Source organism: Enhydrobacter sp. (assembly GCA_025808875.1).
Lineage (GTDB): Bacteria > Pseudomonadota > Alphaproteobacteria > Reyranellales > Reyranellaceae > Reyranella.
The window spans coordinates 4,915,440-4,928,705 of the sequence record CP075528.1 but is presented as its reverse complement, the minus strand read 5'-3'; the positions used below and the strand labels follow the sequence as shown (position 1 = coordinate 4,928,705).

The 13,266-nt window shown below is 67.1% G+C and carries 14 protein-coding genes and 1 tRNA gene; 9 read left to right on the top strand and 6 right to left on the bottom strand.

Going from position 1 to position 13,266, the window contains the following annotated elements; all coding sequences use genetic code 11:
* The first annotated feature begins 30 nt into the window (after positions 1-30).
* The 6 genes from KIT25_24440 to murJ all read left to right on the top strand — a co-directional run bounded on the left by KIT25_24440 (position 31) and on the right by murJ (position 5,296).
* On the top strand, positions 31-963 hold the full coding sequence (locus tag KIT25_24440; GenBank protein ID UYN95123.1) for a co-chaperone YbbN: 933 nt from the start codon (positions 31-33) through the stop codon (positions 961-963).
* Positions 964-984: 21 nt separating this feature from the next.
* The gene (locus tag KIT25_24435; GenBank protein ID UYN95122.1) at positions 985-1,698 is read left to right on the top strand and encodes an LON peptidase substrate-binding domain-containing protein; all 714 of its coding nucleotides are present in this window, start codon (positions 985-987) and stop codon (positions 1,696-1,698) included.
* A gap of 20 nt (positions 1,699-1,718) precedes the next feature.
* Positions 1,719-1,934, top strand: coding sequence for a Trm112 family protein (locus KIT25_24430; protein UYN95121.1), 216 nt, complete (start codon positions 1,719-1,721; stop codon positions 1,932-1,934).
* Complete coding sequence (locus KIT25_24425) at positions 1,931-2,347, top strand: DUF971 domain-containing protein (protein ID UYN95120.1); 417 nt, start codon at positions 1,931-1,933, stop codon at positions 2,345-2,347. Before KIT25_24430 ends, KIT25_24425 begins: the two co-directional genes overlap by 4 nt.
* Before the next feature lie 5 nt (positions 2,348-2,352).
* Positions 2,353-3,591 (top strand): flavin-dependent oxidoreductase, encoded by a 1,239-nt coding sequence (locus tag KIT25_24420; GenBank protein UYN95119.1) that lies wholly within the window; start codon positions 2,353-2,355, stop codon positions 3,589-3,591.
* Positions 3,592-3,709: 118 nt separating this feature from the next.
* Positions 3,710-5,296, top strand: a complete 1,587-nt coding sequence (gene murJ, locus KIT25_24415; protein UYN95118.1) for a murein biosynthesis integral membrane protein MurJ — start codon at positions 3,710-3,712, stop codon at positions 5,294-5,296.
* Here murJ and KIT25_24410 read toward each other — a convergent pair.
* The gene (locus KIT25_24410; GenBank protein UYN95117.1) at positions 5,265-6,206 is read right to left on the bottom strand and encodes a succinylglutamate desuccinylase/aspartoacylase family protein; all 942 of its coding nucleotides are present in this window, start codon (positions 6,204-6,206) and stop codon (positions 5,265-5,267) included. The genes murJ and KIT25_24410 overlap by 32 nt on opposite strands.
* 140 nt (positions 6,207-6,346) lie before the next feature.
* Between KIT25_24410 and trpS the strand changes: the two genes are divergently transcribed.
* Positions 6,347-7,417 carry a tryptophan--tRNA ligase gene (gene trpS / locus KIT25_24405; protein ID UYN95116.1) on the top strand — a complete coding sequence of 357 codons (1,071 nt, stop codon included), beginning with the start codon at positions 6,347-6,349 and terminating at the stop codon, positions 7,415-7,417.
* A 204-nt stretch (positions 7,418-7,621) separates the two neighbouring features.
* Here the strand turns inward: trpS and KIT25_24400 are convergent, their stop codons facing one another.
* The gene (locus KIT25_24400) at positions 7,622-9,334 is read right to left on the bottom strand and encodes a heparinase II/III family protein (protein ID UYN95115.1); all 1,713 of its coding nucleotides are present in this window, start codon (positions 9,332-9,334) and stop codon (positions 7,622-7,624) included.
* A gap of 173 nt (positions 9,335-9,507) precedes the next feature.
* On the opposite strand from KIT25_24400, the gene KIT25_24395 reads away from it, so the two are divergent.
* Both KIT25_24395 and KIT25_24390 read left to right on the top strand, forming a co-directional pair.
* On the top strand, positions 9,508-9,975 hold the full coding sequence (locus KIT25_24395) for an Hsp20 family protein (GenBank protein UYN95114.1): 468 nt from the start codon (positions 9,508-9,510) through the stop codon (positions 9,973-9,975).
* Positions 9,976-9,994: 19 nt separating this feature from the next.
* A complete protein-coding gene (locus tag KIT25_24390) occupies positions 9,995-10,225 on the top strand; it encodes a hypothetical protein (GenBank protein UYN95113.1) in 231 nt (76 codons plus the stop codon).
* Positions 10,226-10,270: 45 nt separating this feature from the next.
* On the opposite strand, the gene KIT25_24385 is transcribed toward KIT25_24390, so the two are convergent.
* From KIT25_24385 to KIT25_24370, 4 genes are all read right to left on the bottom strand, one after another.
* Positions 10,271-10,741 carry a PTS sugar transporter subunit IIA gene (locus KIT25_24385; GenBank protein UYN95112.1) on the bottom strand — a complete coding sequence of 157 codons (471 nt, stop codon included), beginning with the start codon at positions 10,739-10,741 and terminating at the stop codon, positions 10,271-10,273.
* 91 nt (positions 10,742-10,832) lie between these two features.
* Positions 10,833-12,368 carry an RNA polymerase factor sigma-54 gene (gene rpoN / locus KIT25_24380; protein UYN95111.1) on the bottom strand — a complete coding sequence of 512 codons (1,536 nt, stop codon included), beginning with the start codon at positions 12,366-12,368 and terminating at the stop codon, positions 10,833-10,835.
* A gap of 79 nt (positions 12,369-12,447) precedes the next feature.
* A complete protein-coding gene (locus tag KIT25_24375) occupies positions 12,448-13,059 on the bottom strand; it encodes a ribonuclease D (GenBank protein UYN95110.1) in 612 nt (203 codons plus the stop codon).
* A 27-nt stretch (positions 13,060-13,086) separates the two neighbouring features.
* Positions 13,087-13,171: transfer RNA gene (locus tag KIT25_24370), tRNA-Leu, on the bottom strand.
* Between the last annotated feature and the right edge of the window lie 95 nt (positions 13,172-13,266).

The following is a 13,266-nucleotide window of genomic DNA, read 5'->3' as shown; positions in this document are numbered from 1 at the left end:
TGCGGGCGAAACCGAAATCCCAGAGGCCCCATGGAAACGCTGCTGAAGGGCGCCGCGCCGCAGGCTGCCCCCGCCGACATCATCAAGGACAGCGACCAGACCAAGTTCGCCAAGGACGTGCTCGAAGCCTCGCGTACGGTGCCTGTCATCGTCGATTTCTGGGCGCCCTGGTGCGGGCCGTGCAAGCAACTCCAACCCGCGCTCGAGAAAGTGGTGAAGGCTGCCAATGGCGCGGTGAAGCTGGTCAAGATCAACATTGACCAGAACCAGATGCTGGCGCAGCAGCTGCGCATCCAGTCGATTCCCGCGGTTTATGCCTTCTTCGGCGGCCGGCCGGTCGACGGCTTCATGGGCGCGGTGCCGGAGAGCCAGATCAAGCAGTTCGTCGACCGGCTGGTGCAGGCCGCCGGCGGAAAGCCCGGTGGCGAGCAGGGCGACGACCTGGCAGCGGCACTGGAGCATGCAAAGCAGGCCGTGGCGGAGAACGACTTCGCTCTGGCTTCCCAGATCTACGCCGAGGTGCTTGAGGTCGAGCCGGAGAACCTGCCGGCGCTGGCCGGCCTCGCGCGCTGCCATGTGCAGGCAGGCGATCTCGGGCAGGCCAAGGCGGTGCTGGCGCGCGTTCCCGCGAAGGACAAGGCCCATGCCGACATCGCCGCCATACAGGCGTCGATCGATCTTGCCGAACAGGCCAAGGCTGCCGGACCGGTCGGCGACCTCAAAGTCAAAGCAGCCGCCGATCCGCGCGACTTCCAGACACGTCTCGACCTCGCGCTTGCCTACTGGGCGGGTGGACAACGCAAGGAGGCGATCGACGAGTTGCTGGCAATGATCAAGCTCGATCGCAAATGGAATGAGGAAGCGGCGCGCCAGCAGCTCTTAAAGTTCTTCGAGGCGCTGGGCTTCACCGATCCGCTCGCCATCGACGGCCGCAAGCGGCTGTCGACCATCCTTTTCTCCTGAACCGCCGAGCGGCCGGCAACCATGTCCGTCCGCAATCCCGGCCTCAACCCGTTCGAGCCGTCCTTCGAGCAGTTGCCTGAAACGCTGCCTCTCTTTCCGCTCTCAGGCGTACTGCTGTTGCCCGGTGGCAAACTGCCGCTCAACATCTTCGAGGCGCGCTATATCGCAATGGCGTTCGACGCCCTGGCCGGCCATCGCATGATCGGCATGGTGCAGCCGATGCAGCCGGGTGGCTATGCCGGCGACGGCCTGCCCACCGCCGACGGACTGCCAAAGGTCCAAATGACCGGCTGCGCCGGCCGTATCGTGAGCTTCAACGAGACCGAGGATGGCCGCCTGCTGCTGGCGTTGAGCGGCGTCTGTCGCTTTCGGATCGCGCGAGAGCTCGAGTTGGCGCAGGGCGGCTATCGTCGCGCCTCGGTGCTGTTTTCTCCCTATCGCGACGATCTCGAGCACTCAGACGAGATCGTCACCCTCGACCGCGAGCGGCTGATGGCGGCGCTGGCGGCCTTCTTTCGCGGCCGCAATCTGTCGACCGACTGGGATGCCGTGAAGCAGGCGGCCGACGGCAACCTCGTCACGTCGTTGTCGATGGTGCTACCCTTCGGCCCGGCCGAGAAGCAGGCATTGCTCGAGGCGCCCGACACGACGGCGCGGGCCAAGCTGCTGGTCGCCTTTCTCGAGATGACCGCGTTCGGTACGAATTCCGGCGACAAGCCCAACCGCGCGAACTGACGCATGCTATAGTTCAATACATGGCTTCTTCCGATACAACAGCCGCCCCTCGGCGCGCCGGAATCGATCCCAAGCTGCTGGAGATCCTGGTCTGCCCGGCGACGCACGGCCCGCTCGAATACGATGCCGTTGCCGGCGAGTTGATCAGCCGCAAGGCAGGCCTCGCCTATCCGATCCGCGACGGCATACCGATCATGCTGGTGAGCGAGGCCCGCCCGTTGAAGGATACGCCATGACGCCGGCGGACATACCCCCCAAATCGGTGCCCGACGAAGGCAACTACGAATCGTCGGGCGCTCCGTGGCCGAAGGAGCTGCGCGTCTTCAAGGAGGAAGCCAGACTCGAGATCGACTTCTCCGATGGCAGGAACTTCTCCCTTCCTGCCGAGTATCTGCGCGTGGAGAGTCCGTCAGCCGAGGTACAGGGCCATGGTCCCAACCAGAAGAAGATCGTCGCCGGGCGCCGCCACGTGAAGATTTCCACCGTCGAACCGGTCGGCCACTACGCGGTGCGGATCGTGTTCGACGACAAGCACGACACCGGAATCTTCAGCTGGTCGTATCTACGCGAGCTCGGCGAGACCCAGGCCGAGCGCTGGGCTGCCTACCAGGCGGCGCTGCTCTATCGCGGGCTGGGCCGCGATCCCTGACGGGCATGAAGATCGCCATTGCCGGGGCCGGCATCGGCGGCCTCACCGCCGCCCTGTGCCTCCATCGCGCGGGCTTCGACGTGGAAGTCCACGAAGCGGTGGCTGAGCCGAAGCCGCTGGGTGTCGGCATCAACATCCAGGCCGGCGCCGTGCGCATCCTGTCCGGTCTCGGCCTGGAGCGGGCCTTGGCCGCCACGGGGATCGAGACGCGCGAGCTCCGCTACGCCAATCGGCACGGCCAGACGATCTGGGCCGATCCGCGAGGCCGTCACGCCGGCCTTCCCTGGCCGCAATTCTCGATCCACCGTGGCGAGCTGCAGATGGTGCTGCTGAACGCGGCACGCGCGATGCTGGGCGACCGGCGCCTGCAATTCGGCCAGCGCATCGCGGCTTTCGAGCAGAGCGGTGCCAAGGTGATTGCGCGCTTCGCCAACGGCACGCAAACCGAGGCCGACTTGCTGATTGGCGCCGACGGCATCCATTCGGCCATACGCGCCCAGCTCTATCCCGACGAGGGGCCGCCCAAGTGGCAGGGCATCCTGATGTGGCGCGGCGTCACCGTCGGCAAACCCTATCTCGGCGGCGCGACGATGGTGCAGGCGGGCCATCATACGCAGAAATTCGTCTGCTACCCGATCAGTCGCACCCACGCCGAGCGCGGCGAGGCGCTGATCAACTGGATTTGCGATCTCCATATGGGCGCACAGGCCTCGCCGCCGCGCGAGGACTGGAACAAGCCGGGGCGCCTCGAGGATTTCCTGCCGCGCTTCGCGGACTGGAAGTTCGGCTGGCTCGACGTGCCCGAGGTGATCCGCTCGGCGCATGCGATCTACGAGTTCCCCATGGTCGACCGCGATCCGTTGCCGCGCTGGAGCCACGGCCGCGTCACCCTGCTGGGCGATGCGGCGCATCCGATGTATCCGATCGGTTCCAACGGCGCGTCGCAGGCCATAATCGACGGCGAAGTGCTCACCGAGGAGCTGTCGAAGGGTGATGCTCCCGAAGCCGCCTTGCAGCGCTACGAGCAGCGCCGATTGCTGCCGATGGCGCGCATCGTCGAGAGCAACCGGCGCAAGGGCATCGATATCATGCTCGACATCGTCGAGGAGCGCGCACCGCACGGATTCACCGATCGCGAGACCGTGCTCCCCTCCTCCGAGTTGGAGAAGATCGTCGGCGACTACAAGAAGCTTGTGGCGCAGGATCGAGAGACGTTGCTGCGCCTGGCGGCGCGCACCCAATAGAAAACCGGCCCCTCCCCGGGACCGGCCGTGGTAGCGGTTTAAACCGGCCATCACATCGCCGGCCGCCACCGAGGACGTATATGGCAGACGATGATGACAGGATTGTGGCGATAACGACATGAGCCTCGGCCGCGCCATCGCCACCGTCGGCGGCTTCACCATGGTGAGCCGTGTCGTGGGATTCCTGCGCGACATCGTGCTGTCGGCCGTACTCGGCTCGGGGGCGGTGGCTGATGCCTTCTTCGTCGCATTCAAGCTGCCGAACTTCTTTCGCCGCCTGTTCGCCGAGGGCGCCTTTTCCGCAGCCTTCGTGCCGCTGTTCGCCCGCGCCCTGCAGGAGGGCGGTCGGGTCGACGCCATCGTGTTCGCCCGTCAGGCGCAGGCGGCGCTGCTGGCGGTGTTGCTGCCGTTCTCGGCGCTGCTGATCCTTGCCATGCCGTGGGTGATGGCCGTGATGGCCCCCGGCCTGCGCCCAGAACCGGCGACCTTCGACCTCGCCGTCGCGTTCGGCCGCATCACCTTTCCCTATCTGCTGTTCATCGCCCTGACGGCGCTCTACGGCGGCGTGCTCAACAGCCTCGAACGCTTCGCCCACGTCGCGGCGACACCGATCCTCCTCAATCTCACGGTCATCGCCGCCGTTCTCGGCCTCACGCCCTTCCTGCCCAACAGCGGCTACGCCGCAGCGCTCGGCGTGGCGGTCGCAGGCGTCGTCCAGTGGCTGTGGCTGCTGGCCGCCTGTGCGCGCGAGGGCGTCGGGCTGACGATCGTGCGGCCACGCTGGACCGGGCGCGTGGCGCGGCTGGTCAAGCTCGCCACCCCGGTCGCAATCGGCGGCGGCGTGCAGCAGATCGGGCTGGTGCTCGACGTTGTCTGGGCGTCGCTGCTGCCGGTCGGCACGATCTCGGCGCTGTACTATGCCGACCGCATCGCCCAATTGCCGCTCGGCGTGGTCGGCGTCGCCATCGGCACCGCACTGTTGCCGCTGCTCGCCCGCCAGCTGCGCGCCGGCGAGACCGACGCGGCAATGGCCAACCAGAACCGCGCCATCGAGGTCGGCCTGCTGCTCGGTTTGCCCGCCGCCGTCGCGCTGCTGCTGCTCAGCGAGCCGATCATCCGCATGCTGTTCGAGCGCGGGCGTTTCGGCGCCGAGGATACCTGGCGAGCGGCTGGCGCGCTGGCCGCCTTCTCCGCGGGCCTGCCCGCCTTCGTGCTGGTCAAGGCCCTGACGCCGGGCTTCTTCGCCCGCGAGGACACCCGCACGCCACTCTACATCGCCATCGCCTGTATCGCCGCCAACGTCATCCTCAATCTCGTCTTCCTGCTGGCGACCACGCTCGCCCATGTCGGCATCGCGCTCGCCTCCTCGCTGGCGGGCTGGCTCAACGCGGCACTACTGGCGGCGATGCTGCTGGCGCGACGCCACTGGATCGCCGACCGCCGCTTGATCTCGCGAGCTTGGCGCATCGGCCTCGCGACGGCCGGCATGGCAGTTGTGCTGTGGATCGCCCTTGGGCCTCTCGCGCCGGCCCTGGCGCGCGCCGACTTCGCAGGGGTCGGCGCGCTGGCCGGCCTTTGCCTGCTGGGCATCGGCGTCTACGGCGCGCTCGGCATGGCGTTCGGCGTCGTCGACGTCGCCGAGCTGCGCTTCATGATGCGCCGCCAGCCCGGTCTCAGGTCAGCCGCCCCAGACGAACCACAGTGACGCCCGCGCGCAGCGGCCGGTTCGACGACGGCATCACCAGCACGCAATCGTCGTAGGGCGTGGTCACCGGCTCGCCGTCGTCGTGGCCGAGCACGGTGCCGGCCTTGGCGATCACCTCCTGGCCCTCGAAATGGCGCGCCGGCCGGAAGTTGCCGCGCCGGGTGGCGATGGCGTGTGTCACCTCGACGACGCGCTGATGCGGCGGGTCGGGCTGCCGCCAGTCGGCCGGCAGGTCGGACGCTTCGACGATGCCCGACGCGGCGAGGAAGCGGAAAGTCACATCCTTGGCGACGGCGACCGACGAAGCCCGCCAATGCTGGCCGGTCTCGATCAGCAGCGCGCTCCTTGCGCTTCGGGGATCGCCGAACCCGCCGTAGTCCCGCATGCGCATGCCGGCGGCATGACCCGAATCGCGCACGATGTCGACCGGCGTGCCGACCCGGCGCGCCAGCGCCACGCCCTTGTCGAGCGGGCCCGACAGCATCAGCGGCACGCCGTCGTCGTGCATGGAATGCAGATCGAGCAACAGATCGGCTCGCTCGACGAAAGGCCGCAGCACCCGGGCGCGGCGGGTCTCCACCGTCGTCGCCGGTTGGTCGAGCCGGCCCCAGGTGCGGTTGAAGTCCTCGTCGATCATGCGCGAGCGGAAGGGCGCGGCGGGATCGAACGAGTGGAAGGCCTCGATATTGTTGAAGGAGAAGATCAGCGCGCCGCGTCGCGGCTTGAGCCCGCGCGACAGCAGATCGTCGATCACAACGGCGCCCGACACCTCGTTGCCATGGGTCAGAGACGCCACCATCACGGTCGGGCCGGGCTTGCCGCTCTCGAAGACGTGGACATAAGGCGCCGTCCCCTTCTCCCACTTGCGAAGCTCGGGGAACTTGAACTCGATCGGCTGGTTCTGGGACATGCGGCCTCCGGCCCGCGCTTATAGCCCGCCTTGATTCCGTCCGCGACCTGGGCGATACCCGCGCGCCCTCGCCTTCCACCGGCGGGGTGCGCGGAGGTCCAAACCCCGCGCCCTTCCACACTGAGCGGAGTCCACATCCCATGCCCGACGTGACGAGCGGCGCCGCTGCGCCCAACCCGCATCTGGCGCAATATGCCGCGCGCGGCCTCAAGGGCCGCATCCTGAGCGGCGTGCAGCCCACCGGAAACCTGCATCTCGGCAACTATCTCGGTGCTATCCGCAACTTCGCGCGCCTGCAGAGCGACTACGAGTGCCTCTACTGCGTGGTCGACCAGCACGCCATCACCCAGCCGCAGGACCCCACGCAGCTCGCCGCCCAGACGCGCGAGATCGCCGCGGCCTTCCTCGCCGCCGGCATCGACGCCAAGAAGCAGATCGTCTTCAACCAGTCGATGGTGCCCGAGCATTCCCAGCTCGCCTGGATCTTCAACTGCGTGGCCCGCGTCGGCTGGATGAACCGCATGACGCAGTTCAAGGAGAAGGCGGGCAAGGACCGCGAGAACGCCTCGCTCGGCCTCTACGCCTATCCCGCGCTGATGGCCGCCGACATCCTTATCTACAAGGCCACCCACGTGCCGGTCGGCGAGGACCAGAAGCAGCATCTCGAGCTGACGCGCGACATCGCCATCAAGTTCAACAACGACTTCGCCGCGCCGGACTTCTTCCCGATCACCGAGCCGCTGATCCTCGGCGCGGCGACGCGCGTCATGAGCCTGCGCGACGGCACGAAGAAGATGAGCAAGTCCGATCCGTCGGACTTCTCGCGCATCAACCTCACGGACGATGCCGACGCCATCGCCCAGAAGATCCGCCGCGCCAAAACCGACCCGCACCCCATGCCCGAGATGGCGGCGGACGCGGAGAAGCGGCCCGATGCGGACAACCTGCTCGGCATCTACGCCGCCCTCGCCGACCAAGCGAAGGACGACGTGATCGGCGCGTTCGCCGGCAAGCAGTTCTCCGAGTTCAAGGCGGCGCTGACCGAGCTCGCCGTCGCCAAGCTCGGGCCGGTCGGCGCGGAGATGCAGCGGCTGATGAAGGAGCCGGCCCATGTCGATGCGGTCCTGCGCAACGGCGCCGAGCGCGCCCGCGCGCTGGCCGCGCCGATCCTCGAGGAGACCTACAGGATCGTCGGCTTTCTCAAGCCGTAGGAAACTCCCCATGGCTGGCGGGACCTGACGCTACTGAGCCCGTCGCCCAGATGTCGTGGCTGGGCAAGGTCGAACGTCCGCAGACGAACAAGCCCCGACGGCCCGATTTGAACCAGATTCTCCGGCGTTCGACCCCTGGCGCACTGGCGGAAATTGCGGGGATTGCCCTCCGCTCCCAGAACCTCCCGCGCGACCGGGAGGTCTTCAGCCTTCCATGCGCGTGAGCGCCCACTTCACCGCGGTGCCCTCCATCGGCACCTGTCCGACCAACACGATCTGCTCGGTGCGTCGCTGACGGCCTTCCTCGCCGAGATAGATGCTCTCGGCGAGGCCGATGCCGGCGCCCGAGGCGCGCAGCCGCCAGCCGCGCCCGCTCGGCAGACGCATCAGCACCGCCTGCCCGCTCTGGGCCAGCGTCGCCTTGACCGCCGGATGCAGATGGAAGCGGACGATGAAGCGCCGGTCGGGATGCGTGACCGGCCGTCCCTCGTGGCCCACGAACATGTCCTCACCCCGCAGATCGCCGCCGTCGGCGGACAGCCACAATCTGCGGCGGTGGATGATTCCGAACAGCGAGCGATAGCCGTCGTGGCTCATGTCGAGCCATTGCGCGCCCTGATCGTCGGCGCGATCGATCAGCACGTTGCCGGCGCGATACTCGAGCGATCCGTGATCGGTGATCTCGCTGGAGTTCGTATCGTCGACCACCGCCGTCGAATGCGCGGCGGTGTAGCGCATGAAGCGACGCCATTCGCTCGGCGCGCCGGGGAACGTGCCGCAATTGACGATCAGCCGCTCGTGCGCCGTGCTCATCTCGAAGCTGAGCGTGCCGGCATGGGCAAGGCCATCCATGCCGCGGCCTGGCGGGCTGCCGGCATCGGCGATGACCAGCGTGGTACCGGCAGTCATGCGCTGGAAGCCGCTCACCAGCGCGAGCTGCGGCGGCGCCTGGTTGGAGCCCGATCGCGCCAGAACCAGGTCCATCACGCTGCGGTCGCCCTCCCAGGCACCATTGAAGAGCGCGAGGCCGCCATCGCCATGCCGGAAAAAGCGCAGCATGGGTGCCAGCCGGTCGATTGCGGCGATGATCTCGGCCGGAGCCTGACGCTCGGCCGAGGCCAGGGCTGCCCTGACATCGAGGAGATCGCGCAGCACACCAAGCTGGAGATGAGGCGCGCGCTCGGCGACGATACCGTCATGCAGCACATAGCGCTTCACGAAGCGCGCGAGCCGGCCGAGCGACTGGGCCAATCCCTTCTCGTGCTGCTTGCCGTCGCGCAGGAAGGCGAGGTCGGCATAGACCAGCGCCGTCAACACCTGCACCGCCTCCCGGCCGGCCAGGCTCGTTCGCGCGGCGCGGCGCAAATGAGTGCGCTGGCGGGCGAGGGAGTTCACGAAGCGCGCGGCAAAGCCCGGGTCGGCCGACGCGGCCAGCCAATCGTAGTGGCGTACCCAGGAGATCAGGCGACGGGCCAGAATGTCGCGCCGCCACGTCAGCGGCGACCAGCGCCATTCGCGCTGGCTCCAGTCGTCGATCAGGCGCACGCCGAGCGCTGCCGAGCCGGGCTCGCCGCAGTCGCGCAGGTCGCGTAGCCAGCAAAAACCGTTCAGCGTTTCGAGCCAGATCGAGGCAGCGCTGGCCCGGCGCCATGGCGGATCGTCGCTCGCCGGTGCGACCCTCCCGACCAAGCCATGTGTCACGAATTCGCCGGCCAGCAGCCGGCGACCCTGCAAGCTGTCCCCCGGCCAGGTATCCGGCGCGACGGCGAAGAAACTGCGCGGCTTGCGCAGGCCAAGTGTCAGGGCATAGGCGGAGGTCCCCAGCAGCCATCGACCGAGCGATCGCTGGTCGCTCTGCCTGCCCGTGCGGGCGGGGGCGGATCGAATCGGACGCGCGTCGGAAGCGATCAGGGTCATCGGCTTTTGGTCGTTGGTCCGGGTTTTCCCAGACAGTTGAGGGGAATTGTTCATAGTTTACCTGAGGTCAAGGGTCGTGGCGACCCTTGAACCGGCCCCCAGGCATCCCAATTTTCCCTGCAAGGGAAAGGCTCTTTGGGCTTCCCCGGCCGCTCGCTCCTTGGAGGAGGGTTATGAGTCGCGTGTCGATGTTCAATTCGCCATTGCTGCTGGGCTTCGACCAGCTCGAGCGGACGCTCGATCGCCTGACCAAAGGTGCCGAGGGCTATCCGCCCTACAACATCGAGAGGATCGGCGAGAATGGGCTGCGTATTACGTTGGCGGTCGCCGGCTTCACGCTGGACGACTTGATGATCGAGTTGATCGAGAACCAACTCACGGTGCGTGGCAAGCAAACCGACGACGCGAGCCGGGTCTACCTCCATCGCGGCATCGCCGCGCGCCAGTTCCAGCGCAGCTTCATGCTCGCCGACGGCATCGAGGTGACCGGTGCGCGTCTCGACAACGGCCTGCTATCGATCGATCTCGTGCGCCCGCAGGCCGAACCGCGCATCCGTACCATCCGCATCGACGATGGCAAGCGAGCGGATGGCAAGGACAACACCATCGATATCGCCGCGCGGCGGGTCGCGCCGCGTTGACGCCATCGAGGAGGTAGCCATGGAAAACAACGATCAGGGCACGCCTGCCTTCATCCCTCTGGCAGAAGACGCGTTCTTGAGTTTGGGCGCGCATCAGATCGCCTATGTGAGGCCGATCAATTTGCCCGATGGCGCCAACGCGATCGGCATCTTCTCGGCCGACGGCAAGCCGATGGCCTCGGTGCCCTCGGTCGAAGTCGCCCAGGTGCTATTGCGTCAGCACGACCTCGAACCGGCGTTGGTGCATTGAAGACGGTGCACTGACGGGCGCGGCGTTCGCCCGCTGCGCCCGGCGCTAGGCGGCGCTTTGCGCCTGGATCGGCTCGACGAGCAGCGCATACAGGGCATCGGCGTTATCGGTGGCGCGCAACTTGTCGACCAGGTTGTGATCGCGCAGCAGCCGCGACACGCGAGCCAGCGCCTTCAGATGATCGGCGCCGGCGCCCTCGGGAGCGACCAGGAGGAAAACCGTGTCGACTGGCCGTTCGTCGATCGAATCGAAGTCGACCGGATTGCAAAGCCGCGCGAACAGTCCGCGCGGCGCCGCGAGCGATGCCATCCGGCCGTGCGGAATGGCGATGCCGCCACCGATGCCCGTCGACCCCAGGCGCTCGCGCTCGAGCAGACGATCGAAGAGACGGCGTTCGTCGAGCTTGTAGGTCGTGGCGGCGCGGCTTGCGAGTTCTGCGAGAAGCGCCTTCTTGCCGGACGCTTTCACGCTGGCCAGAACGGCATCCGGTCCGGGCAGCAAATCGGCGATTTCCACAATATCACCAGAGGGTTAGCAGACGAACGCGAGCCCAGGAGCCGGCCGCGAAGTGCGCCGTATAGGCGCCTCGTCCGCACCGGTCAAGCGATCAATCGGCGGGCCCCGACAGGGCCTGGGAGACGACGGCGACGGGCGATGTCATCGGGGGCACGCCGCGCGCCATGCCGAGGCGCCCGAGGCGACGGCGCTCCGCCGACGACGGAATGCGCATGGCCTCGCGGTACTTCGCGACGGTGCGTCGGGCGATCTCGACACCCTCGCCCTTCAGCAGATCGACGATGCGATCGTCGGACAAGGGCTGGTGTGCGCTCTCGCTGCCGACCAGATGGCGAATGCGCGAGCGCACGGCTTCGGAGGAGACGACGACTCCGGGTGTGCGTGCCGGCAGGGCCGACGTGAAGAAATATTTCAGCTCGAAGATGCCGCGCGGCGTGGAGATGTACTTGTTGGATGTCACGCGGCTCACCGTGCTCTCGTGAAGTTCGGTGGCCACGGCGATGTCGCGCAACACCAGCGGCTTCAGCGCACTGACACCATGGCGGAAGAAGCCGTCCTGCTGGCGCACGATCTCGCGCGCCACCTTGAGGATTGTCGTCGCTCGCTGCTCAAGCGTCTTCACCAGCCAGTTGGCCGACTGGAAGCGCTCGGCGACAAAGTCGCGATCCGACTTGGCGCGCGTGCCCTTCATCAGGGTCGCGTGGTAGTTGCGATCGACCAGGACCTTGGGCAGCGCATCCGTGTTCAATTCGATGTGCCAACCCTCTTCGCCGGTCTCGGGATCCTTCGCCGGAGTCAGGAAGAGGTCGGGCGCGACCAGTTGGATCGGCTCGTAGTCGAAGGCCTGGCCGGGGCGCGGATCGAGCGTGCGCAGTTCCGCCAGCATGTCGCGAAGATCCTCATCGTCAACGCCGCAGCGACGACGGAGCTGCGTCAACTCGCCGGCGGCGACGAGATCGAGATTGTCGAGCAGCGCCTTCATCGCCGGGTCGAGACGATTGCGCTCGGCGAGCTGGGCGGCGAGGCATTCGGCGACGGTGCGGGCGAACAGGCCCGTCGGTTCGAACTGACGCAGACGCGCCCATACGCGCTCGACGGTCCGGAGATCGGCACCGACGGCCTGCGCTATTGCAAGGGCATCGAGGCGACAATAGCCCGCCTCGTCGAGACCCTCGGCGAGCTTCAGCGCGATGCGCCGCAGCCCGAGGTCGGCGAAGACGATGCCGATTTGCTCAAGAACATACGCCGCAAGCGACGGCTTGCGTTCCGCCACGAAGTCGAGGGCGTCGGGCGCGCCCTCACGCTGCCCGACCCGACTGGCGGAGGCGTCGCCACCGCGGTCGGCGAACTCGCGCGTCCATCTTTCGTCGGCATCGGCCAACGCCGGGGCGGCCGCAGCCAATGCTTCCGCAGTGTCGGTCGGCGTTTTGGCCGGAGGCTCGTTGTCTCGTACCGCCCCATCGTCGGGCGCGGCCTCGGACAGCAAGGGGTTCTTTTCGAGTTCCTGCTGGATGAAGGCGGCGAGTTCGAGGTGCGAGAATTGCAGCAACTTGATCGCCTGCTGCAGCTGCGGCGTCATTGCGAGCGTCTGGCGCGATGCCAGAATAAGACTCGGACCGATACGCATGAACCCCCACCCTCGGGGTCATTTGACCCCTCTGAGAGTGCTTAAGCAAGATTCATGCCAATGACAATAAAGTTGCGGCTCAGTGGGCAAAGATGTCGGTATCGGGCCAGCCGGCGATATCGAGCCGGGCCCGTGACGGGAGGAAATAAAACGCCGCTTGGGCAAGCTCGGCGCGCCCCTCACGCTCCAGCAGGGCGTCCAGCCGGACCTTCAGCGCATGCAAGTGGAGAACGTCGGAGGCGGCGTAGGCCATTTGCTCGTCGCTCAACGTGTCGGCGCCCCAGTCGGAGGTCTGCTGCTGCTTCGACAGATCGACGCCGAGCAATTCCTTGCAGAGGTCCTTCAGGCCGAACTTGTCGGTGAAGGTGCGGGTCAGGCGCGCGGCGATCTTCGTGCAGTAGACCGGTTCGCAGCGGACGCCGAGCGCGTACTCCAGAACGGCGATGTCGAAACGGCCGAAGTGGAAGAGCTTCAGGATCTTCGAATCGGACAGCAGAGCTGCGAGACGAGGCGCCTTGACCGGCCCGCGCGGGATCTGGACGAGATGGGCATTGCCATCGCCAGCCGAGAGTTGGACCAGGCACAACCGGTCGCGATGGGGGTTCAGACCCATCGTCTCCGTGTCGATCGCCACGACCGGGCCGAGGTCGAGGCCGGCGGGAAGGTCGCCCTGATGAAGCTTGATCGCCATTCTAGGAGAAGCCTCGCACGCCCCGCATGGTGCCCAGGAGAAGACTCGAACTTCCACGCCTCGCGGCGCTAGTACCTGAAACTAGTGCGTCTACCAATTCCGCCACCTGGGCACGGCATGCGGGCAAGTGCGGAGGCGTGAGTTAGGGCCCGTCCGGCCGGATGTCAACCGCGGCGGACGCGTCGACCACTGGTGCAGCCGGCAGCC

Coding starts and splice junctions, on each gene's coding strand:
- KIT25_24440 (UYN95123.1), top strand. CDS start 31: ATGGAAACGCTGCTGAAGGGCGCCGCGCCGCAGGCTGCCCCCGCCGAC.
- KIT25_24430 (UYN95121.1), top strand. CDS start 1,719: ATGGCTTCTTCCGATACAACAGCCGCCCCTCGGCGCGCCGGAATCGAT.
- KIT25_24375 (UYN95110.1), bottom strand. CDS start 13,059: ATGGCGATCAAGCTTCATCAGGGCGACCTTCCCGCCGGCCTCGACCTC.
- KIT25_24435 (UYN95122.1), top strand. CDS start 985: ATGTCCGTCCGCAATCCCGGCCTCAACCCGTTCGAGCCGTCCTTCGAG.
- KIT25_24390 (UYN95113.1), top strand. CDS start 9,995: ATGGAAAACAACGATCAGGGCACGCCTGCCTTCATCCCTCTGGCAGAA.
- murJ (UYN95118.1), top strand. CDS start 3,710: ATGAGCCTCGGCCGCGCCATCGCCACCGTCGGCGGCTTCACCATGGTG.
- KIT25_24400 (UYN95115.1), bottom strand. CDS start 9,334: ATGACCCTGATCGCTTCCGACGCGCGTCCGATTCGATCCGCCCCCGCC.
- trpS (UYN95116.1), top strand. CDS start 6,347: ATGCCCGACGTGACGAGCGGCGCCGCTGCGCCCAACCCGCATCTGGCG.
- rpoN (UYN95111.1), bottom strand. CDS start 12,368: ATGCGTATCGGTCCGAGTCTTATTCTGGCATCGCGCCAGACGCTCGCA.
- KIT25_24395 (UYN95114.1), top strand. CDS start 9,508: ATGAGTCGCGTGTCGATGTTCAATTCGCCATTGCTGCTGGGCTTCGAC.
- KIT25_24410 (UYN95117.1), bottom strand. CDS start 6,206: ATGTCCCAGAACCAGCCGATCGAGTTCAAGTTCCCCGAGCTTCGCAAG.
- KIT25_24425 (UYN95120.1), top strand. CDS start 1,931: ATGACGCCGGCGGACATACCCCCCAAATCGGTGCCCGACGAAGGCAAC.
- KIT25_24420 (UYN95119.1), top strand. CDS start 2,353: ATGAAGATCGCCATTGCCGGGGCCGGCATCGGCGGCCTCACCGCCGCC.